General features: G+C 56.4%; 21 protein-coding genes and 1 tRNA gene. 14 read left to right on the top strand and 8 right to left on the bottom strand.

The genetic code is table 11. The annotated features are described in order from the left end of the window. The first annotated feature begins 28 nt into the window (after positions 1–28). A complete protein-coding gene (gene mgrA / locus M3223_RS14100; protein ID WP_251562501.1) occupies positions 29–1024 on the top strand; it encodes an L-glyceraldehyde 3-phosphate reductase in 996 nt (331 codons plus the stop codon). 163 nt (positions 1025–1187) lie between these two features. On the opposite strand, the gene M3223_RS14095 is transcribed toward mgrA, so the two are convergent. Continuing rightward, on the bottom strand, positions 1188–1406 hold the full coding sequence (locus tag M3223_RS14095; RefSeq protein ID WP_251562498.1) for a hypothetical protein: 219 nt from the start codon (positions 1404–1406) through the stop codon (positions 1188–1190). A 289-nt stretch (positions 1407–1695) separates the two neighbouring features. On the opposite strand from M3223_RS14095, the gene M3223_RS24535 reads away from it, so the two are divergent. After that, complete coding sequence (locus M3223_RS24535; protein ID WP_251562496.1) at positions 1696–3144, top strand: sensor histidine kinase; 1449 nt, start codon at positions 1696–1698, stop codon at positions 3142–3144. Positions 3145–3181: 37 nt separating this feature from the next. Here M3223_RS24535 and M3223_RS14085 read toward each other — a convergent pair whose 3' ends face one another. Beyond that, complete coding sequence (locus M3223_RS14085) at positions 3182–3616, bottom strand: universal stress protein (RefSeq protein WP_251562494.1); 435 nt, start codon at positions 3614–3616, stop codon at positions 3182–3184. 263 nt (positions 3617–3879) lie between these two features. Between M3223_RS14085 and M3223_RS14080 the strand changes: the two genes are divergently transcribed. Further along, positions 3880–3955, top strand: a tRNA-Thr gene (locus M3223_RS14080). A gap of 113 nt (positions 3956–4068) precedes the next feature. Here the strand turns inward: M3223_RS14080 and M3223_RS14075 are convergent. Beyond that, positions 4069–4332: a hypothetical protein gene (locus tag M3223_RS14075; protein ID WP_353057701.1), complete on the bottom strand. Its 264-nt coding sequence runs from the start codon at positions 4330–4332 to the stop codon at positions 4069–4071. 598 nt (positions 4333–4930) lie between these two features. Between M3223_RS14075 and M3223_RS14070 the strand changes: the two genes are divergently transcribed. Together M3223_RS14070 and M3223_RS14065 are read left to right on the top strand one after the other, a co-directional pair. Next, complete coding sequence (locus M3223_RS14070; protein WP_251562489.1) at positions 4931–5434, top strand: metallophosphoesterase family protein; 504 nt, start codon at positions 4931–4933, stop codon at positions 5432–5434. Positions 5435–5523: 89 nt separating this feature from the next. Next, complete coding sequence (locus M3223_RS14065) at positions 5524–6366, top strand: hypothetical protein (protein ID WP_251562487.1); 843 nt, start codon at positions 5524–5526, stop codon at positions 6364–6366. Here the strand turns inward: M3223_RS14065 and M3223_RS14060 are convergent. Continuing rightward, positions 6363–7013, bottom strand: coding sequence for an NUDIX hydrolase (locus tag M3223_RS14060; RefSeq protein ID WP_251562484.1), 651 nt, complete (start codon positions 7011–7013; stop codon positions 6363–6365). The two genes, M3223_RS14065 and M3223_RS14060, sit on opposite strands and share 4 nt — an antisense overlap. A 267-nt stretch (positions 7014–7280) precedes the next feature. Between M3223_RS14060 and M3223_RS14055 the strand changes: the two genes are divergently transcribed. After that, positions 7281–9089, top strand: coding sequence for an ATP-binding protein (locus M3223_RS14055; protein WP_251562482.1), 1809 nt, complete (start codon positions 7281–7283; stop codon positions 9087–9089). Positions 9090–9209: 120 nt separating this feature from the next. Further along, the gene (locus tag M3223_RS14050) at positions 9210–10277 is read left to right on the top strand and encodes an FUSC family protein (RefSeq protein WP_251562480.1); all 1068 of its coding nucleotides are present in this window, start codon (positions 9210–9212) and stop codon (positions 10275–10277) included. A 69-nt stretch (positions 10278–10346) separates the two neighbouring features. On the opposite strand, the gene M3223_RS14045 is transcribed toward M3223_RS14050, so the two are convergent. From M3223_RS14045 to M3223_RS14030, 4 genes are all read right to left on the bottom strand, one after another. After that, positions 10347–10643 (bottom strand): transposase, encoded by a 297-nt coding sequence (locus M3223_RS14045; RefSeq protein WP_251562479.1) that lies wholly within the window; start codon positions 10641–10643, stop codon positions 10347–10349. Between the two features lie 27 nt (positions 10644–10670). Continuing rightward, the gene (locus M3223_RS14040; protein ID WP_251562477.1) at positions 10671–10814 is read right to left on the bottom strand and encodes a hypothetical protein; all 144 of its coding nucleotides are present in this window, start codon (positions 10812–10814) and stop codon (positions 10671–10673) included. Positions 10815–10967: 153 nt separating this feature from the next. Continuing rightward, positions 10968–11567: a TVP38/TMEM64 family protein gene (locus M3223_RS14035; RefSeq protein ID WP_251562475.1), complete on the bottom strand. Its 600-nt coding sequence runs from the start codon at positions 11565–11567 to the stop codon at positions 10968–10970. Between the two features lie 17 nt (positions 11568–11584). Beyond that, positions 11585–12793: an MFS transporter gene (locus M3223_RS14030; RefSeq protein WP_251562473.1), complete on the bottom strand. Its 1209-nt coding sequence runs from the start codon at positions 12791–12793 to the stop codon at positions 11585–11587. 274 nt (positions 12794–13067) lie between these two features. Between M3223_RS14030 and glpX the strand changes: the two genes are divergently transcribed. From glpX to M3223_RS13995, 7 genes are all read left to right on the top strand, one after another. Continuing rightward, positions 13068–14048, top strand: a complete 981-nt coding sequence (glpX, locus tag M3223_RS14025; RefSeq protein WP_251562471.1) for a class II fructose-bisphosphatase — start codon at positions 13068–13070, stop codon at positions 14046–14048. A gap of 131 nt (positions 14049–14179) precedes the next feature. Next, entirely contained in the window at positions 14180–15247 is a 1068-nt protein-coding gene (locus tag M3223_RS14020) for a type I glyceraldehyde-3-phosphate dehydrogenase (RefSeq protein ID WP_251562470.1), read from the top strand. Between the two features lie 206 nt (positions 15248–15453). Continuing rightward, complete coding sequence (locus M3223_RS14015; protein ID WP_251562468.1) at positions 15454–15642, top strand: GapA-binding peptide SR1P; 189 nt, start codon at positions 15454–15456, stop codon at positions 15640–15642. Positions 15643–15646: 4 nt separating this feature from the next. Next, on the top strand, positions 15647–18322 hold the full coding sequence (ppdK, locus tag M3223_RS14010; protein WP_251562466.1) for a pyruvate, phosphate dikinase: 2676 nt from the start codon (positions 15647–15649) through the stop codon (positions 18320–18322). Between the two features lie 35 nt (positions 18323–18357). Continuing rightward, positions 18358–19026, top strand: a complete 669-nt coding sequence (locus tag M3223_RS14005; RefSeq protein WP_353057700.1) for a helix-turn-helix transcriptional regulator — start codon at positions 18358–18360, stop codon at positions 19024–19026. A gap of 93 nt (positions 19027–19119) precedes the next feature. Continuing rightward, positions 19120–19962: a pyruvate, water dikinase regulatory protein gene (locus tag M3223_RS14000; RefSeq protein WP_251562990.1), complete on the top strand. Its 843-nt coding sequence runs from the start codon at positions 19120–19122 to the stop codon at positions 19960–19962. Between the two features lie 215 nt (positions 19963–20177). Continuing rightward, positions 20178–20792 (top strand): TetR/AcrR family transcriptional regulator, encoded by a 615-nt coding sequence (locus M3223_RS13995; protein WP_251562464.1) that lies wholly within the window; start codon positions 20178–20180, stop codon positions 20790–20792. The last annotated feature ends 29 nt before the right edge of the window (positions 20793–20821 follow it).

Here is a 20821-nt window from a genome sequence, read left to right as displayed (position 1 = left end):
CGTAACTCATTCTAAGGAGGAATTCAGCATGACCTATGTGCCTGCTTCCAATCGTTATGAGGCAATGAAATACAATCGCACTGGGCGGAGCGGCCTGAAGCTGCCTGCCATCTCGCTCGGACTATGGCATAACTTCGGCGGCAACGACCGCTACGAGAACGGCCGGGCGATGGTGCGCTGCGCATTTGATTCCGGCATCACCCACTTTGACCTCGCCAACAATTACGGCCCGCCGCCCGGCTCCGCAGAGGAGAACTTTGGACGTATTCTGAAGCATGATCTGGCTCCTTACCGGGACGAGCTCATTTTATCCACGAAGGCTGGTTATTATATGTGGCCTGGGCCTTACGGAGAATGGGGCTCCCGCAAATCCGTTCTCTCCAGTCTGGATCAAAGCCTGAAACGGATGGGCGTCGACTATGTGGACATTTTTTATCATCACCGTCCGGACCCTGACACGCCGCTGGAGGAAACGATGAGCGCGCTTGATTACGCGGTGCGTTCCGGCAAAGCGCTTTACGTCGGCATCTCCAATTACAGCGCGGAGCAGACTCGCGAGGCATCCCGTATTCTGAAGCAGCTGGGCACGCCTTGTCTGATCCATCAGCCGTCGTATTCGATGGTTAACCGCTGGATTGAAAACGGGCTGCAGGATGTGCTGGATGAGGAAGGCATCGGATCGATCGTGTTCAGCCCGCTTGCCGGCGGCATGCTGACGGATCGTTACTTGAACGGGATCCCGTCCGACTCGCGCGCGGCCGGGCCGAGCGTCTTCATGAGCACGGACAACATTACGGAGAGCAACCTGAAGCGGATCCGGAGTTTAAATGAAGTTGCGCAGCAGCGCGGACAAACCCTTGCCGCGATGGCCCTCGCCTGGACGCTTCGCGGAGGGCGGGTAACCTCAGCTCTTATCGGCGCCAGCCGTACGGAGCAGATTGAGAGCAGCGTCCGTGCGTTGGATCAGCTGGATTTCAGCGAGGAAGAGCTGCGGATCATTGAAGACATTTTATCCCGGCCTTAATCCCGTTTTTTAATAAACTCTGCCGATGAAAAAAAGCTGTCCCGCCGTAAAGGCGAAGGACAGCTTTTTCATTTGACTAGCGACTGCCGGGACATCTGTCAAAAAGCTGGTTTATGTACCGCCCGGCGGTCAGACTGGCTTGCTCAAGAGGTCTTCTGCAGCATCAACAAACTTCCAAATACAGTTTTGTTCCGTCATTATATTGAAAAATAGCCACATCCCGCGATAGCTGCACCGAGGAGATTCGCTTCCAGCGTTTGCGGAAATCAAAGTTCAACTCGTACTCCTTCAGCTTATCGGGCAGCAGCCGAGCCGCCTCCTCTTGTCCGGGGGGGTAGAAGACGGGGACGGAGCGGTTCTTGAATGTAATAGATTTCATCATTTCGAAAAGCACCCCCTTAGTCATAATCGTTCTTCTCTCTTATTTTACATTAAACGGATTAAAAGAATATGAAAGATTCGGGGCAAAACGCAAATTTCGCCAATAAAATTTAGGTCCAAGGACTTGATTTTTCGACAAGAAGCGTCATATTAAACAAATCTGCGATGATCTTAAGGACCATAACAGCTGGAAAACAGCAATCGGAGCCAGCCAGCTCCGGTATGGCGAGGTGTGAGCAGACGCCAATTCATGTAGAATAGCGTTAATACAATGCGACGGGAGGATCCGTGTGACTTTATCCAGCGTTTTTTTGCTCAATATTAGTCTGCTGATTGCGATGGCGTATTTGTTTAATCTGGGCTACAAAACGGTCTTTCACCGGATTCGGCCTGCGGCGCAAAGAGCGGCAGCTGCCTTCACTTTTGTTGCAGCAGGCTTTTTTAGCATGGTATTCGCGCTTGAACTGCCGCATGAGGTTCGCTTTGATCTCCGCCAGGTTCCGCTCATATTGGCTGTGCTTATGTTCCGCTCCCCTTGGACGGTTGCAGCAATCGGGGTTGGCATTGGAGGGAGCAGACAGCTTTTTGGCATTAATGAGGCGTCGCTGGCGGGACTCGGCAATATGCTTATTCTGGCTGTGGCTGGCGCGCTACTGACGTCGTGGTATCAGCGCAATGGCTGGAGCTTTAAGAAAAAATCCGTTATTGCGATTGTTTTGCTTACAACGCTAAACTGCGTGAACATATCGATGATGGGCGTCCTGCCTTATCAGTATTATTGGACGGATATTTTCCCGGTTACCTATCCATTGTCCATGCTGCTCAGCGTATTTTTCGTATACATGGTCAGGGATTTTAATAAAGAACAGATTCGGATGCAGGAGCTCAAGGTGATGAACCGGGTGCTCAGCCGGCAGACGAAGGAGCTGCGACAGGCCAAGCAGGGTCTGGAAAAACAAGCGCAGCAGCTAGTGCTGGCGTCGCAGTATAAGTCGGAGTTTCTGGCCAACATGTCGCATGAGCTTAAAACGCCGCTGAACAGCATTTTGCTGCTGTCCCAGCTTATTGAGGAAAATGAGGATAGCCGTTACAACGAAGAGGACTTGCGGCATGCGGCTATCATTCACGGATCAGGCAAGGAGCTGCTGCAGCTCCTTGACGACATATTGGATCTGTCCAAGGCGGAGGCCGGCAAAATGGACGTCCATATCGAGCCGGTGTCTACGCTGGAGCTGATCCAGTCGCTGCAGCTCCAGTTTCAGCCTATGGCGGAACGCCAGAAGGCTGATTTTTGGATCGAGCTGGACCAGGCTGTTCCCGCGCTGCTGCATACCGATTGGCTGCGCGTGCAGCAAATACTGCGCAATCTGCTTATGAACGCGTTCAAATTCACGGAGCAAGGACGAATCGGACTGCAAGTGAGCCAAACAACCGGACAGAGCGGGGACGAATGGGTCCGTTTTGCGGTCAGCGACACCGGAATTGGCATTGAAAAAGAGAAACAAACGCTCATTTTCGAGGCTTTCCGGCAAGAGGATGGGACGATTACTCGCAAATACGGCGGGACAGGCTTGGGATTATCAATCAGCCTGCAGCTCGCTCAGCTGCTGGGCGGGCGGCTGGAGCTGGACAGCCGCAAAGGTGAAGGCAGCGTATTTTCGCTGCTGATTCCCGCAAGTACCGGGCAGCAGCTCGAGAGAGCGGATGAAGCCGAGCTCTGCGCAGAGCCAAGCAAATAGGCCCGTCATGAAGACGGGCCTATTTGCTATGGAAGCTTTATTTAACAACCAGAACAGGACAGTGCACATGCTGAGTCACATAATGGCTGACGCTTCCGGTCAAAAGCTCCTTAAAGCCGCCTTTGCCGTGGCTGCCTACAACGACCAGGTCTGCGCCGCGGCTGTCGGCAAGATCAACAAGCTGTCTGCCGGCATCGCCTTCCGCGATAAAAACCTCGATTGGCATATCCGTGACGGAAGCGATAATGGAACGAGCCTCTGCGGCGATCGTTTCCGCTTCGAGGCGCATGGACTCCGCTCCGGCCGGCGGTGATGCGGCAACTGTTTCGCCGACAATAATCGGCATCACGTTGTACACATGAACAACCTCCAGCATCGACTTAAAGGTCGATGCCAGCTCAATGGCGGATCGGAGCGCGCGCACCGATTGCTCCGATCCGTCATATCCGATTAAAATTCTGGAATAGGGCATAACTTATCCGCCTCCGATCTGATGGAGCAATGTCATATCGCAAGCTTGCGGAGCCCGTTCTGAGCCGCCGAAAACTGATGCGCAGCCACTGCTGATAGCCTAGTATTACCCTCTGCGGAGCGATGCCAAACGAGGACATAATTCTGTCACAAATCACCGGTTTAACCATTCGACAATCGCTTGACATTATTCGCGAAAATGCGTATCCTATAAAAGTCGCCGCTGACGAGACGGACAAGCAGACAGCGCACTGACAACGATTTGCTGATGTAGCTCAGCTGGTAGAGCAACGCATTCGTAATGCGTAGGTCGGGGGTTCGAATCCCTTCATCAGCACCATTCACAACTTTACCAGGATTCATTCCCTTCGCAAAAACGTTGCTTTCGGCCTGTACCGGGAGCGGCGTTTTTTTTATTTTATTTAGTAAAGCTTGCAGCCGCTCAGCCTTCATTCATGCGGAGAAGTAGCGCGCTCCAGCCGCTCCAGATATTCCATCGCCTCCCCGCGGCTGTTCCCGCACATCTCCGGCTCCGCCTGCAAGGAAGAGCATACGGCTGGGCGGTCCGGATGACCGAAGATGGCGCAGCGCAAATCCGGTAAAAGCTGTATACAGGGAATTCCGGGAGGTTTGCCGCCGGGCATGCCCGGTATCGGGGAGGAAATTGAGGCCGCAATGCAGCAGGCGGCGCATCCGCTTCGGCATATCATAATTCATACCTCCTTTGCATAGTGTAATTCATAAGGCTACCTCAACCGATAGTAAAATCAGCAGCCGGCTCCAAATGGTTTGTGCAAGCGCTTCACCGGGTATTAAAAATCATCAACGGCTGCAGCAGGCGGTATGGCCTGCGGTACACGCCAGGTTTGGGGGCAAGGGCTTAAAAGCCCGCAAGGCATGCTTCAGCAATGTCTAACCGCAGTTGAGGCGGGACATACTGGAAGTATGAAGCCACAACCGAGGGAGAGATGCGGCATGATCCGGAGAGAAGGCCATCTATGGACCGGTTTGATCAATGGCTTGGCGCTTGCGCTGCCATTCTGGGCTGTTTGTGCAGCTTGGCTGCTGACGTATTTATACTAAGACTCCGCAGTTCTTTCTGCTGAGTCCATTATAACCGCAAAGCGAGTGCTCCTGCGCAGCCGGAGCCCGCTTTGCGGTTATTTATTATTTTCCTGAAAGAGGAGGCTTTTCGACATTTTGCGGCAGACTTCCACGGTATCGAGGAGCGCTGCGGTGTGATAAGCTGGATGGACAGACGGCTTTACGTACGGGACAGGCTAATCGTGACGGCGGAACGGAAGGGGAACAGCGAATGAGGATCGGATTGGTGTCGGATACGCATTTAAGCGGCACGGCGGGAAAGCTGCCCGATGAACTCGTTAGAGGGCTTCAGGGCGTCGAGTTTATTCTTCATGCAGGCGATTGGACTCATCCGCGAGCGGTTGCGCTGTTAGAGGCTATTGCCCCCGTAGACGGGGTAGCGGGCAACAATGACGGACCGGATCTAGTACGGCGCTTTGGAAAAAAGAAGCTGCTTGAGCTGGGAGGCTTCCGGATCGGAATTGTGCACGGCGATATAGGCTGGGGGCGGTGGACGGAGCAGAAAGCATTGTCCAACTTTGAAGGGGAAGATGCCGCTGTTATCTTGTTCGGACATTCCCATACCCCATATCGGAAGCAGCACGGAGCTTCCCTCTTATTTAATCCCGGATCGCCGCTGCAGAAGCGGCGCCAGCCAAGGTACTCCTATGGAATTATGGAGCTTGCAGGGGGCAGTATCCGCACAGAGCATTATTATTTCGACGACCGGAGCTGAGGCGGGTCTGTCACCAGCCCGGCAGAGGCGGCATATTCTGAGGAAAAAGGCTGTATGCAGCCAGCCTGAACGCCTTAGGAGGCTGTCCTATGATTATTTCGAATTTTCCGAGCGATCTGCTTGCAGAACATCAAAGATGGCATCATGCTTTTCATGTAAATAATAACTTCAACCCGCCAATTGGCTGGGGAGATAACTTTCTTCGTTTTCACCGCCAGTTTATCCGCAAGGTATTGGCGTGGTACCAGTCTCAAGGGTATGATATGAGCCTCGTACAGCCTTGGAGCGAGGTGCCTCAAGGGATCCGGATGAGTTCCTGCTACGATATAAATGCAGAGAGAAGAATTCTCTTTCAACCGCAGTCCTTCGCTTCGGCAGACGAGCTGGGCCGCTTCATTGAGCGGCTGCATGCCTGCATTCACGACGCTGGAGCAGTCGTGCTGAACGAGCCTATCCTTCAGGATCTGGACATAGCTCCGAGGTCTACCTATTTCTACAATATTCACGGGATGATCGACAACTGGTATTCCAATTGGGAAAGAGCCACAGGCGGAGGAACGCCGCAGATGCCCTCTTTTCAACCGATGCCGGGAATGCCCATGCAGGGATTTCAGCAGCCGTCTGGAATGATGGGGATGCCCGGTATGCCGTCATTTCCAATGCCCGGCGGCTTTGGCGTTCCCGGGCGGTCCTTCTCGCGGAGCGAATCCGGCAAATTACCAAGCGGCGGCTCGTTAACACGCAAAAAGCCGGAGGGAACGCCAGCCGGGAACTCCGCTTCCGGTGCGGACAAAGCGCAGGTTACGGCGGTTACGCGTCAGAAAGGACGCGGCTCTGCGCGTAAAGCCGCTCCGGGCGCTGTACGTAAAACAGCCCCCTTGCGCGGATTGCGCAAAGGGGCGTCGCGGCCTGGGGCCAATGGGAAACATTAGTCCTGTAATTGGTCTGCTCCCATACCGGCCAGCTTCCGCAAGCGGCGGAACAGATCGGCGTAATAACCGTTCTGGCGGGGGACAAAATCCTCCGCCCGAACTTGAAGGCGCACAGACGTAAGCCCGGAAGCGGCTTGGTGTTCCAATTGAACACCGCCGCTCTCGCCGTCCGCCGCAGCCCATTCTGCGCCTTCCGCTTCAATTTTCTCTGTGATTCCTTCAAACAACCGAATGAGATCGTCCAGAGAAGCCTCATAAATACCGGCTACTTCATCCCGCTGCAGCCGATGCTCCAGCAAGGGCAGATTGCAGCGCAGCGCGAATTCGTCGCTTCGTTCATGATCGATAAAGTCGATGCCGCCGGCCGTGCCGACCGCCCTCTCCTCATGCGATCCGATGGGGACCAGCTCCTCGAAGACGGCGGCAACGCCTAGCTCCTCCTCAATTTCACGCATCGCGTCACGGATTCCTTCACCGGCAGTCAGATGCCCGGCAGCCGTAATATCCAAGTAACCCGGATAAGTGTCTTTTCCGAGCTGGCGTTTTTGAAAACGGACGCACGGCTGCCCGGCTCTATCTGTAATAAGCCAGCAATGAAACGTGCGGTGCCGGAGACCGAGACGATGCACCTCTTTGCGTGCAGCCACTCCTATAAGTTCCCAATGTTCATTATATATATCAAACATTTCCAATTAATAACTCTCCTTTTGTGTCAATCAGCGCTGGACAAGCCCGCTTGGAACAAAGCAAATTAGTTGCATTTGTAAACAATCTATAAGAATCGACAAAAAAACACCGCTCTGGTAAAAGTGGTTAAACAGGATTTTAGTCCCGGTTGTCGAAGTTTGTGAACAGCCGTTCGGTAAACGGAAGGTCGGTTACAACACGAAAGCTAAAATGGGGAGGCCCCATGAATGATACCATACCTATCCATGAACCATCTGCTGTATTTTTTGCTTGCGTATACGATTGTTGCCTTCGCTTCATTTACGATGCTGAGCATAGCCGGAAGTCTTGGCATTAAACAATCCAAACGAACCTACTGGCAGCTTGGCGGGGCTATCGTATTTTCGCTTGGCGCCTGGTCCATGCATTTCATCACGATGCTGGCCTACAATTTTGTCCAAACCGTCGGTCCCTTAACGATATTGCCGCTATTTGTTATCGGGGGAGCCGCGTATTTGGCTTTACTTGTATACAGCGGGGGAGGCGACCGGCCCTCCATCGCCCGGCAGCTTTCGGCATCATTGCTGCTGACAACCGGATTATCTTCTCTGAATTTTTTCTGCATCATCAGCTATCGCGCAAGTTTACAGATTGACCCCATTTACTTGGGAACCGCGCTTATTTGCTGCTTTGGCGCTGCGTTTACGTCCGTTTATCTTCAGCAAAAAAACGGGCCGCGTTTCAGAATTGCCGGCAGTCTCGTGCTTGGAACCGGAGCGATTCTGCTGCAGGTGCTGACAATGGCCGGAACAAGATTTTATGGTGAATCAGCAATGCTCGGTTATCAGATGGACAATTATTTGTTATTTATGGGTTTGCTGCTGGCGTTGGCGGCAGTAATCATATTTGCATTCAGCATCATGGCCTGCTTGGCCGATCGCAGATACGGCCTTATTAATGAGCGGTACCGGCTGCTGGTCGAAAACTCGATTGATATGATTGCGGTAGTCAGCGGCACGACATGGGAATTCGTTAACCGTTCGGGACTGAGCATGTTCGAGGTATATGATGAGAGCCGCATGGTCGGACGCTCCATTTTTGATTTCCTGCATCCCGATTATCACGAGAAGCTGAGAATGCATCTGCATCGCCACCAAACCTCGAAAGCGGCGCACCGGGGAAAAGTGGAGAACAGTCCTCCGATCGAGCTGGATTGGGTAACAGGTACAGGGCGGTTAATCAGCACCGAACTGATTTTGTCCGAATCCACTTTTGCCGGCAAACCGGTCGTTGTGATCATTATCCGCGATATTTCAGAGCGGAAGAAAAACGAGGAGCTGCTGATCAACTCCGAAAAGCTATATGTAGCCGGGCAGCTCGCCGCCGGCATTGCCCATGAAATCCGCAATCCGCTCACCTCGCTGAAAGGGTTTTTGCAGCTGATCGCCAGCGGCAGAACGTCCGCATCGGGCTATTACGATATTATGAAATCCGAGCTCAACCGAATCGAAACGATCGTCAGCGAGCTGTTAATGCTTTCTAAGCCGCAGGTGTACGAGATGGATTTTGCCGATGTGCGCAGCATGATGCTGGATACGGTGCTGTTGCTGGAATCGCAGGCGGCCCTGTACGGCATTGTCGTCAAAGCGGATTACGGAAAAGAGCCCCTTTGGATTTACGGAGTGGATTCACAGATCAAGCAGGTGTTCATCAACGTTCTCAAAAATGCGATTGAGGTCATGCAGGACGGCGGAGAAATCGAAATCAGCCTGCGCCGCGACCATTCAGAAGTGCTCATCTCCGTCATGGATATGGGGCCTGGCATTGACGAGGAGCAGCTCGCAAAAATGGGACAGCCTTTTTATACGACGAAGGATAAAGGCACTGGGCTCGGACTTATGGTATCCTATAAAATTGTGGACAATCACAAGGGCCGCATCCGGGTAGCCAGCCAGCTCGGAACGGGAACGACGTTTGAGATCCGTCTTCCTTTCCGCAACCACAGCTCAAAAAGCTCCTTCCAAGTGATGCCGGAGGACGGAGTTTCAGCAGGCTAACAGAGGCCTTTGTGCAAAGCAGGTCCTGCAACGTGTATAGAGCCGGAACGGCAGGGGTAACTAATCGTATAGAGAGTTTACGATTGGATGCCGATTCCCGGAAAAAGGAGGACCCGCAACATGACGATTGGCGCCCGTGTGCTCAAAACAGGAATGGCCGTGGCGCTGGCCATTTATTTAAGCGGGCTGATCGGCTTTGCCAATCCGCTTCTGGCCGCAGTATCGGCAATTTTTACGCTTCAGCCGTCTATCTTCCGCTCCTGGCAGCAGATCAGCGATCAATTCCAGACGAATCTGCTCGGAGCGGCCATCGCGCTCGGCGCGGTGCAGCTGATCGGCAATTCGCCGATTACGGTCGGCATCGTATGTATAGCCGTTATTTTGATCAGCATCAGGCTGAAAATGGAATCGACCGTAGGGCTGACGCTGGTCACGGTTGTGGCGGTTATGGAAGCCAATTCAACCGGTTGGATGTTTGCCGTGGAGCGCTTTTTGCAGGTATTGACCGGTATGGGAGCGGCGTTTGCCGTGAACGTGTTTATTTTCCCCCCAAGCCCGCGCAAACAATTCCATGATCTTGTGCAGCAGAGCTACGCCGAGCTCTCGCTGCTGCTGCGCACCTCCATCTCCGACGAGATGAAGGAGCAGGTGTACAACAAGGAGAAGGAAAAGTTAAGAGGCATGATCGGACGGCTTGAGGAGCGCTTCAAGGTGCTGGAGGAGGAACGCACCTTCCGCTCCTCGCGGCGCGTGGAGAGGGCCCGCCAGCTGCTGCTTGCCAAACAGCTCATCCGCGCCGTGGCCAAGGGCTCCGATCTGCTGGAGGTGGTGGAGGAGCATTATTTCTCTACTCCGGGAGCGGAGGAATGGGCGGGAAGGCTTGACTCGCAGATCGAGGAGCTGACAAAGTACCACGAATTTCTGCTGCTCAAGCTGGACGGCAAAATCAAACCCGGCTCGCAAGGCCATGCGGAAGGCATCACGGGCTCGCGCCTGGCGCGCCAGCTGACGGATTATTTGCGCGACAATCCCGATGAGCATTTGCGGCTTGTTTTTGTGGCCTCAGCGCTGTTTGAATACGGCTATCATCTGAGCCGGCTTGAGAAGCTGATTGATCAGGTGCAAACCCGCGCCTCGGAGGGGGATTCGGGCAAGTGGCAGCTCTTCCCGCTGAAGGGCCGGGACTAAACCTAATCTCTAATGAACGAGGAAAGCCTCTAAATCCTTACAGGGATTTAGAGGCTTTTTTGATGCGGATTAATTGTCTCCCCGATGCTCTTTATGCTTATGGCGGCGCGGATGCTGCAAATGATTTTCTGGATCGTTTGCGTTATCATGCGGAATTTCCCGCGGATCGGTATGGCCCATATGGTGGTTGCTGAACTCAAGCTCCGTCAGCTTCCATTCCGTGGAGCCCCACATCGGATCGGCCGGGAAAACGTCGCCGCGCTGCAGCTTTTCCTCGCGGCCCCATTCATTCGTATACACGCCGTCTACTTCGACATGCTCGCCCGAAACGGGGTCCATTTCGTTATGAACCGGTTTGTCGCTCATGAAGCTCTCCTCCTGTTCAGCGCCTTACTATATACCGTGCTTTTTGACTGCCGCCGCGTCGGCTTCGGACTGCTGCCCGCTGGCCTGCGCTTTGTCGCGTCCGGTGCGGTCGGCCTCGGATTGCGCCTTGCGCGCCTGCAGCTGCTTTGCAGATGGCTGTTCGCCTGACATCGCCATTACTCCTCTCGGCTTGAACTGCCTTATCAGTGTGCCGCAGCCGCGGCTTTCCTATGATGCGTCGGGGAAGGCAATAACCGGAAGCTTTTGAAGATTAAAAAAAACGCCCGGCCGCCGGCTTGTCCTGCAAGCCTTCGTCCAGACGTTCTATTTGGCTAAATAACGCGTTTCGATTTTTTTGCCGCCGAGCCACATCAGCACGACGACAACGGCTGCAAGGGCGATGCGCCAAGGCTTAAGTTCGCCAATATTAAAGCTGAGCAGCGAGATGGTAAAGATCATGACCGCTTTGCCCAGCAGCACGGCCGTCAGGAAAGTCCGGAAAGGCAGCGAGCTGAGGCCGGAGGCGATGTTGACCAGCACTGAAGGCGAAAAAGGAAAACAGCTGAGCAGAAATACCGGCGTGAAGCCTTTCCGTTCCAGCCAATCGAAAAATTTGCCGGCGCGGGGGAAACGGCGTTCCAGCCACATGCCGAGACCCGAACCAAGCTTGCGGGCCAGAGCAAACATGCAGATCGAGCCGGCGCATACTCCGATCCAGGAGAACAGAAAGCCGAAGCCGAGCCCATAGATGTTGGCGTTGGCCGCAATAAACAGAAACAGCGGCAGAAACGGCATGAAGGCTTCCAAGAAGGGCAGCAGAATGCCGGGCAGCGGGCCGTAAGCTGAGAATTGCTGCAGCATATGCTCCAGCTGCTTGAGATCCATTGATTTGAATGTGTTGATCCAATCCTGAATGCTATTCATGCTAGCAGGCTCACAACCTATTCCAATGATTTGGGCGGGCTGCCATTCGCTTCAGAAAGCGGCAGGAAGCAATAGCAAAGTCCAATGAGGCCAAACAGCAGCGCGCTCAGCCAGACGACAAAGGGCTCTCCCCGCCAGGTAGCTACCATGCCTCCGGCAACGGGGCCGATCATGCCGCCGACGCCCTCCACCGTGCTCAGCATACCCCATCCAAGCCCCTTTTGGCTAGGTGGAACATAAGCGGCGAGCAGCGCATTCCATGCCGGAAGAACGGTGGCGTAGGAGAGGCCCAGCAGGCCGGCAAGCACGATGCAAAGGATAAAGCTGCCGCTGAAGGACAAGGCATACAGCGACGCAGCGACCGCAAAAAATCCGCATACAAGAAACCAGCGCCGATAACGGCTAAATCGGTCCGACAGCTTGCCAAAGGGCATGAGGCCTCCAATGGTGAGCGCTCCGCCTGCCGCTAGCAGCAGAGAATACTGCGCGCCGGTCAGATGCAGCTTGTCCGTAGCAAACGTAGGCAAAACCGTAACGAGCATGCCGGCGACGGCTGTCTGCAGCACCATGCCGGGCAAGAGCAGGCGCATGGCGTACATTCTTTCCTTCAGCACGGGCAGCTGGCGGCGCAGCGGAACATGCTCCACTTCGGCGGATTCGCTGCGGCGGCTGATGAACAGGGCGAGTACCCACGCGGCGAGTACGCTGCCAAGCAGCAGCAAATAGGCGGCGCGGCTGCTGTGATCCAGCACGATATTACATACGATCGGGCCTGCGCCAAGGCCGCCAAGCCAGATTGTGTAGAGAACTCCCATTTGAGAGGCGCGGTTCTCTTCCTTGACTCCGGTGAGGCAGACAATCCAGATCGGCGAAATGCCGACGCCGTAAAGCGCCGCTGCCGTAATGAACAGCCAGGGGACATCGGCGAACGGAAGCAGCGCAATTCCTGCGAGAGAAGCGAGCAGCCCCGCATGAACGACAAACCGAATCGCGAAGCGGTCAAGCAGATAACCGATTCCCATTTTGAGCACGGTATCCGTCAAATAATGAGCCGTAATAGCGGCTCCGACCGTGCCCAGCGTCAATCCGAGCGTATCCGTGCCGTACAGCGGCAAGAAGCTGATCAGCGCCGCTCCGCGGGCAAATTCGACGAGCAGCAATATGGCAGCCAGAAGCGGGATTTGAGATTGGCTCCGGCCGCCGAAGCGTTTCAGGATCGCGTTCATCCGCAGTTCCTCCTTCGCGGAGTAGGGTAAACAAGCATTTTCTACCAGTATACCCGAACCTTCGTCCCGCCAAATCCCCGAAGCCGAAAGAAACCTTTTTTATGACGCATGGAAGCAGGCCACGGTTTCAAATTTGTCCCGATTAAAGAGCGAGATTTTAAATATGCCTCCTATATCGTTGTTTAATCACCTATTGTGAGTCATATATAAATGTGTTACATTATTTCCAGGCAATACTTGGAGCTATTCCAGAAGACAAGGGGATGAGGCTGGCATGGAACGGGAATTGGCGCTTGAGGTCGTGCGGGTTACGGAGCTGGCGGCGCTCGCATCGGCGTCGTGGGTCGGCAGAGGCAGCAAACATGAGGCGGATGACGCCGCTACGGAGGCGATGCGCAAGATGTTCGGCTCGTTGTCGATACGCGGCACGGTAGTGATCGGCGAAGGGGAAATGGACGAAGCGCCGATGCTTTATATCGGCGAGAAGCTAGGGGCGGGAGCGGGGCCGGAGGTGGATGTGGCGGTTGATCCGCTTGAGGGCACCGAGCTTGCCGCGAGAGGCTTGGGCAACGCCATCTCGGTGCTGGCGCTTGCTCCGCGAGGACAGCTGCTGCACGCTCCGGACATGTATATGGAGAAGCTCGCTGTCGGACCTCAGCTTGCGGGACGGTTAAGCCTCTCCGATCCGATTTCAACGACGATCCGCAAAGCTTCAAGAGAGCTTGGCAAGCCATTGTCGGAGCTTACGGTGCTGCTGCTTGACCGGGAGCGCCATGCGCCGCTCATAAGGGAGCTGCGGGAGCTGGGAGTGCGCATCCGTTTGCTGACGGACGGCGATGTGGCGGGGGCGATGGCGCCGTGTTATCCCGAAACGGGCGTTGATCTGTACGTCGGATCGGGAGGCGCGCCGGAGGGCGTATTGGCTGCCGCTGCAATTAAATGCCTCGGGGGCGAGATGCAGGGGCGTCTGATGCCGGACGGCGAGGAGCAGCTGCAGCGGTGCGCCGAGATGGGCATCGCCGATCCAGCCCGTGTTCTCCGCACGAGCGACATGGTCGGCAGCGGCGATGTTATTTTTGCCGCTACGGGCGTCACGCCGGGAGATTTCCTTGAAGGGGTGCGGTATTTGCCCGGGCGCATTGCGCACACTCATTCCGTTGTCATGCGCGCCGCCACCCGGACGGTGCGGTACATTCATACGCGGCATGATTTGTCTCTTAAGTCGGTCTTGCGCAGCGAGCAGGCGATTGGATAAGAGAAGGCTGAAGGATCGGAAAGATCTAGGGATTAGAGGTGAAATTAAAGTAGGAATTGCCATGCCGCAACTTATTAGGCGTCATATTTAAAATGTGCGTTTTATAAACTGTTGGCGAAGGAGAAAACCTCATGCGAACTGCAGTTAGCGGAACAGGGCGAATCGGGAGATTATGCATTCGGCGGCTGCTTGATCTGCCGCCAGCTGCCGGGCTGGAGCTGGCGGCTGTGAATACGAGCTGCTCCTCAGAAGCGCTGGCTCATTTGCTGGAGTACGATACGGTGCACGGGCGGTGGCATAGCGGAATCACGGCGCATGAAGGTTATCTGCTTCACCGCGGACGAAAAATTGAGCTTGTTGCGGAACGCGAGCCTTCGCATCTGCCATGGGGGCGGCTCGGAATCGAGCTGGTCATTGATGCGACGGGAGCTTTTACGAAGCGCAGCGGCATGGAATCCCATCTGGCGGCCGGGGCGCGGCGAGTATTGCTCACCTCCCCCGGCGAGGCTGAATTGACAGCTGTTATGGGTGTGAACGAATCCCGATTTGATCCCAATGTTCATCGTCTCGTATCCGCCGCTTCTTGCACGACGAACTGTTTGGCGCCGGTGCTGAAGCTGCTGCATGAAGCGTTTGGCGTACGGGGAGGGTGGGCGACCTCCATTCATGCGTTCACGAACGACCAGAACCATATGGACAACCCGCATCGCGATCTGCGGCGGGCTCGCGCTTGCACCTCCTCCATCATCCCGGCGGCGACCGGTGTATCCAAAGCGCTGAAAGAGGTGCTGCCGGAGCTGGCTTCGCTCATTCAAGGAACGGCGGTGCGCGTGCCGGTGGCGGACGTTTCCTTGCTGCAGCTGCAGCTGGAGCTCGGCGCGCCGGCGGATGAGACCGCCATCCGCTCCGTTTGCCGCAATGCTGCGGCTGCGGGGCCGCTGGCACCTTATGTCGGGTACAGCGAGCTCCCGCTCGTATCGGCCGATTATATCGGCTGCGAAAAGTCAGCCGTAGTGGACGGGACTACGGTTCTTGCCAGAGGCAGCTCCGTTCAGCTGAGCGCATGGTATGACAATGAATGGGGCTACGCTTGCCGCGTCATTGATTTGGCGGAGATGATGGCATGCCGATGTGCGGATTTAGGAAGTGCCGGAGGTAAGGGGAATGAGGAAGTGGGGAAAGTGTCGGTGGTTCGGTAACGCAACTGACAAGCGTTATTCGCCCTAATATCATTCGTTTGAGATTCTAACAAAACTGACAAGCGTTATTAGGTGTTTTTCAAGTCAATTCAGCATTGAAACGGCTAATATCGAACCAAACCGTTAATGTGAAAAAACCTTCACCTGCCATATTGTTAGCCGGGTGTAAAATTCATAATCCAAACTATCCAAAGGGGATGAGCGGAATGAAGACGGATCAAACGGCGGCAGCAGGAAACAGAGCAGTAGGGAATTACGGTCTTGTTATTTGCCCCAGCTGCAACGAAATTATCGACACCCTTCCAACAAACGGGGTCAAACGAATGTACAGTCTTTGCGAGTCGTTGAACTGCCGGGAGCCCCAGGTGAGCAAAACGAATGCCGGGGAGGAATAAACAGATGGCGGACCGGAACGTTTATTTTTTCGAGGAAGGCCATCTCGGCATGAGGGCTCTGCTCGGCGGAAAAGGGGCCAATCTGGCCGAAATGACAAAGGCCGGGCTGCCCGTTCCGGCGGGCTTCACGATTACAACGGCGGCTTGTCACGATTATTTTGCAGAAAATAATACGTTGTCCGAGCGGCTCTGGGAGGAAATCCGGCAGGCGCTGGACGGACTGGAGGCCAGAACGGGCCAATGGCTCGGCGACCGGACCCAGCCGCTGCTCGTTTCCGTTCGCTCCGGTGCGGTCGCCTCGATGCCCGGCATGATGGATACGATTCTGAACCTCGGCCTCAATGACGAAACGGTGGAGGCGCTCGCCGCAGCGACCGGTGACGAGCGATTCGCTTACGATTGCTACCGGCGATTGATTGCCATGTTCGGCGAAGTTGTGCTGGGGCTGGATGCCTGGAGATTTGAAAGATTAATGGATCAGGTAAAACGGGAGCAAACCTGCACGGAGGACCAGGAGCTTAGCGGTGCAGCTTTACGGGAGCTGGCGGAGAGGTTCAAGGCTGCCGTAGCGGAAGGGGCGGGCAGGCCCTTTCCGCAGGATGTGCTGGAGCAGCTCCGTCTGGCGGTAGAGGCGGTGTTCTGTTCCTGGAACAATCCGCGCGCCCAGGTTTACCGCAAAGTAAACCGGATTTCCGACGCTCAGGGAACGGCTGTGACGATTCAGCGGATGGCCTTTGGCAACAAGGGAGAGGACTGCGGCACAGGTGTTGTGTTTACGCGCAATCCTTCGACCGGCGAGCCGGGCCTCTACGGAGAGTTCCTTCTGAATGCGCAGGGAGAGGATGTTGTAGCCGGAGTGCGCACGCCGCAGCCGATTGCCGGGCTTCGCCATTTAATGCCAGACGTGTATACCCAGCTTGAAAAATGGTGCGGCCAGCTCGAAATGCGCAGCGGCGATATGCAGGATATCGAGTTTACCGTGGAGCGCGGCGAGCTGTTTTTGCTGCAAACGCGGGCAGGCAAACGCAACGCGCAGGCCGCGCTGCGCATCGCGGTGGATCTTGTGCGCGAAGGGCGGATTGACCGCGAGGAGGCGGTCCGCCGGGTGGAGCTGCCGCATCTGGAGCAGCTGCTCCATAGGGGCATAGGAGATGCAGGCGGCGTTCAGGCGCTTGCATCCGGACTGCCCGCCTCGCCTGGCGCGGCAATCGGCATGGCCGTTTTTGACGCTGATACCGCCGAAAGCTGGAGCCGGGACGGGCGTCCGGTCATTTTAATCCGGCCGGAAACGACGCCGGACGATATCCACGGCGTGCTTGCCGCCGAGGGCATTTTGACGAGCCGCGGCGGAATGACGAGCCATGCGGCGGTTGTCGCCCGGGGCATGGGCAAGCCGGCCGTATGCGGCTGCGAGGCGCTGGAGGTGGACGCAGCCGCCCGCCGCATGACGGTGCGCGGAGCGGAAGAGGTCGTCCGCGAAGGCGACTGGCTGACGCTGGACGGCGGCACGGGCCGCGTCATCGCGGGCCAAATGCCGCTCCGCGAGCCTGCAGCGACGCCGGAGCTGCTTACAATGCTGCGCTGGGCCGACGAGCTGCGCAGTTTGGCGGTTTACGCCAATGCGGATACGCCTGCCGATGCGAGGAAGGCGCGCTCGCTCGGCGCGCAGGGCATCGGGCTTTGCCGGACCGAGCATATGTTTTTTGCGCCGGAGCGGCTTACGGTAATGCAGCGGATGATCGCGGCGGAGACAGATGCCGAGCGGGAGTCGGCATTGGCGGAGCTGCTGCCGATGCAGCAGGCGGACTTCGAGGGCATGTTCGAGGCGATGGACGGACTGCCGGTCACGATCCGGCTGCTCGACCCGCCGCTGCATGAGTTCCTGCCGGGGCGGGAGGAGCTGCAGCGCAAGCTGGACGCCGCCGTCCCCGGCAGCACAGAGCGGACGCAGCTCCAGCGTATGCTGCGGCGCTCGGACGCGCTGCGCGAAACGAACCCGATGCTCGGGCAGCGCGGCTGCCGGCTAGGCATTATGCACCCGGAAATATACCGGATGCAGGCGGAGGCCGTATGCCTCGCCGCACGCGCTTGCGCAGTGCGCGGCATCGACGTGCATGCGGAAATAATGGTTCCGCTTGTCGGCACGGCGGCGGAGCTGGGGCTGCTGCGCGGAGAAATTGAAGACACAGCCCGCCGTCTGCTGCCGCCAGAGCTGCTGGCGGCGCGGCCGGTCCGCATCGGCACGATGATTGAGGTGCCGCGCGCGGCATTGACCGCCGCGCAAATTGCGGAGCACGCGGACTTTTTCTCCTTCGGCACGAATGATCTGACGCAGATGACGTTCGGCTGCAGCCGCGACGACGCCGAGGGCAAGTTCCTCGCCCGCTACGTCGAGCGGAAGCTGCTGCGCGACAACCCGTTCCAGGTGCTGGACGCCGACGGCGTCGGGCAGCTGATCCGCATGGCGGCCGAGAACGGCCGGGCGGCCCGCGGGGAGCTCAAAACCGGCATTTGCGGCGAGCATGGCGGCGACAGGGAATCAATTTTCTTTTGCCACCAGATTGGCCTCGACTACGTCAGCTGTTCGCCCTACCGCATCCCGATGGCCCGGATCGCCGCCGCCCAGGCGGCACTGGAGCACGGCCCGCTGACCGGGAGCAGAACCGCTGTAACGGTGTGAAAATGCTGCGGCATCGGGTACAATGGATGGAGAAGATGATGCGAGCGGAGGGAAGGGCGATCAAACTTACAACGCGGCAAAAAAAGATCGTGGAGACGGTCCGCAAGCGGGCTCCGATTACCGGCGAGCAGATCGCCGAGCTGCTCGGCGTGACGCGTCCGGCGATCCGCGCCGACCTCGGGCTGCTCGTCATGCTCGGTTACCTGGATGCCAAGCCGAAGGTCGGATACTTTCTCGGCAAGGAGGAGGCCGGGGGCGTCCAGCACGATACTGCGGCCGATGCGGCAATGCTGCCTGTGCGCGAGGTAATGGCGGTGCCGATTGTGCTTCGTGAAACGGCGACAGTGAGCGACGCGGTTGTCGCTTTGTTTTTGGAGAACGTAGGCAGCCTGACGGTTGTGGACGGCGAGGGCCGGCTGATCGGACTCGTGACGCGCAAGGATCTGCTCAAGGTGGCGATCGGCAACCCACAGGCGTCGTCGATGCTGCTCGGGCTTGTTATGACCCGCTTGTCCAACCTCGCCACCATTGCCCCTGAGCAGACGGTTCGCGAGGCGATGGCGCTGATGATTGCCAGAGAAATCGACGGATTGCCGGTCGTTCGTCCGCGCGGGGACAATCCTGACGCGGGCCTGGAGGTTATCGGGCGAATTACGAAAACAACGGTCATGCAGCTGTTTTATGAGGCTTCCGCCAGGAACTGAAAGACCGGAAGTTGCGGCGACTACGGCGAGGGGGCAGGATGAAGCTTGAGCGAACAAGAATTCGGTGGTGTAAACAGCGGGCTGTTTGCCGGAGTGCCCCTCGGGGAAGAGGAGGAGTCCGCGCGCGAGCCCAAAACGGTCATCGTCTGCTCGGATTCAGCGGGTGAGACGGCGGAGACGGTCGTGCGGGCAACGATTCGCCAGTTCGAGGCGCAGTCGGTGAAAATCGAGCGCTGGGCGAGCGTGAAGTCCGAGGACGAGATTCGCCAGATGATGGAGCATGCCGCTTCTATTGGCAGCTTCGTCGTATATACGCTCGTGCTGCCCGAGCTTCGCGAGATGATTCGGGAGGAGTCGGCCCGTCTCGCTGTTTGCGCGGTCGATGTAATGGGGCCGGTAATGGAAGGTTTTGTGCGGACGTTCAACTCCGCGCCCAAACAGCAAGCCGGACTGCTGCACCGCATGGATCAGGAGTATTTTAACCGGGTTGCGGCGGTGGAGTTCACGGTCAAATCCGACGACGGGCAGCATATCGGCGGCTGGGGAGAGGCGGATCTGATTTTGCTGGGCGTGTCGCGCACCTCTAAAACCCCGCTCGGCATTTACTTGGCCCACAAAGGATACAAGGTGGCGAATTATCCGCTGGTGCCGGAGGTGAAGCCGCCCGAGGAGCTGTTCCGCGTTTCGCGCGGCCGCTTTGTCGGCCTGACGATGAGCCCGGAGAAGCTGATCGGCATTCGCATCGAACGGCTCAAAAGCATGGGGTTGCCGCCGGGAGTCAGTTACGCCAGCCTGACGCGTGTAGCGGAGGAGCTGGAGCATGCCCAGGAGCTGTTTCGCCAGCTCGGCTGCCTCGTCGTTGATGTGACGGATCGCGCCATTGAAGAGACGGCCGGCGTCATCTTAGATGCGCGCAAACATGTGCTGCGTACTTGATCAAAAAGCCATTTTTCACATCATTAAACCAGCCTGGCTCATACAGCCGGGCTTTTTTTGTTTCTTTTGCCTTACGGCCCGGCCCGGCCTTCTCCTGCGTATTCGCTTCATTGGACCTTTATGCTTTGCTTCGTGAAAATAATTGCCTTTCGAGAAAAGTTGCACAATGTGCACATTTTTGATAATGTAACGAATAGGGAAATGAGGTGCAAAAGATGAAGGAACTGGGCTTGCGGGAGAGGAAACGCGCAGAGACGGCCAACGCGCTTGCGGAAACGGCGTTTAAGCTGGCTTTGGAACAGGGGCTGGACGGATTTGTCGTGGAGGATATTGTGCAGCGAGCTGGGTATTCCAGGAGAACGTTTGCCAATTATTTTTCCTGCAAGGAGGAAGCGGTGGCCAAATCGGCGCTGGCGTTCGGCGGCATTGATGAAATGGTGGAGATGCTGGAGCAGCTGCCCGATGACATCCCGCTGGTTGATATTCTTCAGCGATTGATGAGCATGCAGCTGACCGTTGGGCTGTTGTGGAAAATGCGCGAGCTCGTGTCTCTTTCCAAGAAGTATCCGACTCTAGAGCCTTTTATTCTGAGCGTGTTCCACTTGCTGCAGCTGGAAGCGCAGACGACATTAGCGGCATTAAACAAGGGGCGATATTCCGAGGAGTACGTTCTTATTTTGGTCGGGGCGTTTTACGGAGCCATTCTGCTTGTCGTGAATGAAGATGTAAACGTGCTGCTGCCCGGCCAGACGGCTGTCGAAGGCCAGGAAGCAATGACGTTTGACCATTACCTGGGGATGACATTAGGTTATTTGCGCAACGGCTTCTGATCCGGTTTTTAATCTTTGTTATAGAGGGA

The organism is Paenibacillus pasadenensis, assembly GCF_023715725.1.
GTDB classification, from domain to species: Bacteria; Bacillota; Bacilli; order Paenibacillales; family Paenibacillaceae; genus Paenibacillus_O; species Paenibacillus_O pasadenensis_A.
This window is presented reverse-complemented; position numbering and strand designations above follow the sequence as displayed.

Bases quoted from the DNA above. Each gene is read 5' to 3' on its own strand.
- M3223_RS14095 (WP_251562498.1), bottom strand. From the start codon at position 1,406: ATGATGAAATCTATTACATTCAAGAACCGCTCCGTCCCCGTCTTCTAC.
- M3223_RS14020 (WP_251562470.1), top strand. From the start codon at position 14,180: ATGCGAACTGCAGTTAGCGGAACAGGGCGAATCGGGAGATTATGCATT.
- glpX (WP_251562471.1), top strand. From the start codon at position 13,068: ATGGAACGGGAATTGGCGCTTGAGGTCGTGCGGGTTACGGAGCTGGCG.
- M3223_RS14040 (WP_251562477.1), bottom strand. From the start codon at position 10,814: ATGTCAGGCGAACAGCCATCTGCAAAGCAGCTGCAGGCGCGCAAGGCG.
- M3223_RS14075 (WP_353057701.1), bottom strand. From the start codon at position 4,332: ATGAATTATGATATGCCGAAGCGGATGCGCCGCCTGCTGCATTGCGGC.
- M3223_RS14035 (WP_251562475.1), bottom strand. From the start codon at position 11,567: ATGAATAGCATTCAGGATTGGATCAACACATTCAAATCAATGGATCTC.
- M3223_RS13995 (WP_251562464.1), top strand. From the start codon at position 20,178: ATGAAGGAACTGGGCTTGCGGGAGAGGAAACGCGCAGAGACGGCCAAC.
- M3223_RS14085 (WP_251562494.1), bottom strand. From the start codon at position 3,616: ATGCCCTATTCCAGAATTTTAATCGGATATGACGGATCGGAGCAATCG.
- M3223_RS14030 (WP_251562473.1), bottom strand. From the start codon at position 12,793: ATGAACGCGATCCTGAAACGCTTCGGCGGCCGGAGCCAATCTCAAATC.
- M3223_RS14055 (WP_251562482.1), top strand. From the start codon at position 7,281: ATGATACCATACCTATCCATGAACCATCTGCTGTATTTTTTGCTTGCG.
- ppdK (WP_251562466.1), top strand. From the start codon at position 15,647: ATGGCGGACCGGAACGTTTATTTTTTCGAGGAAGGCCATCTCGGCATG.
- mgrA (WP_251562501.1), top strand. From the start codon at position 29: ATGACCTATGTGCCTGCTTCCAATCGTTATGAGGCAATGAAATACAAT.
- M3223_RS14015 (WP_251562468.1), top strand. From the start codon at position 15,454: ATGAAGACGGATCAAACGGCGGCAGCAGGAAACAGAGCAGTAGGGAAT.
- M3223_RS14005 (WP_353057700.1), top strand. From the start codon at position 18,358: ATGATGCGAGCGGAGGGAAGGGCGATCAAACTTACAACGCGGCAAAAA.
- M3223_RS14045 (WP_251562479.1), bottom strand. From the start codon at position 10,643: ATGAGCGACAAACCGGTTCATAACGAAATGGACCCCGTTTCGGGCGAG.
- M3223_RS14065 (WP_251562487.1), top strand. From the start codon at position 5,524: ATGATTATTTCGAATTTTCCGAGCGATCTGCTTGCAGAACATCAAAGA.
- M3223_RS14050 (WP_251562480.1), top strand. From the start codon at position 9,210: ATGACGATTGGCGCCCGTGTGCTCAAAACAGGAATGGCCGTGGCGCTG.
- M3223_RS14070 (WP_251562489.1), top strand. From the start codon at position 4,931: ATGAGGATCGGATTGGTGTCGGATACGCATTTAAGCGGCACGGCGGGA.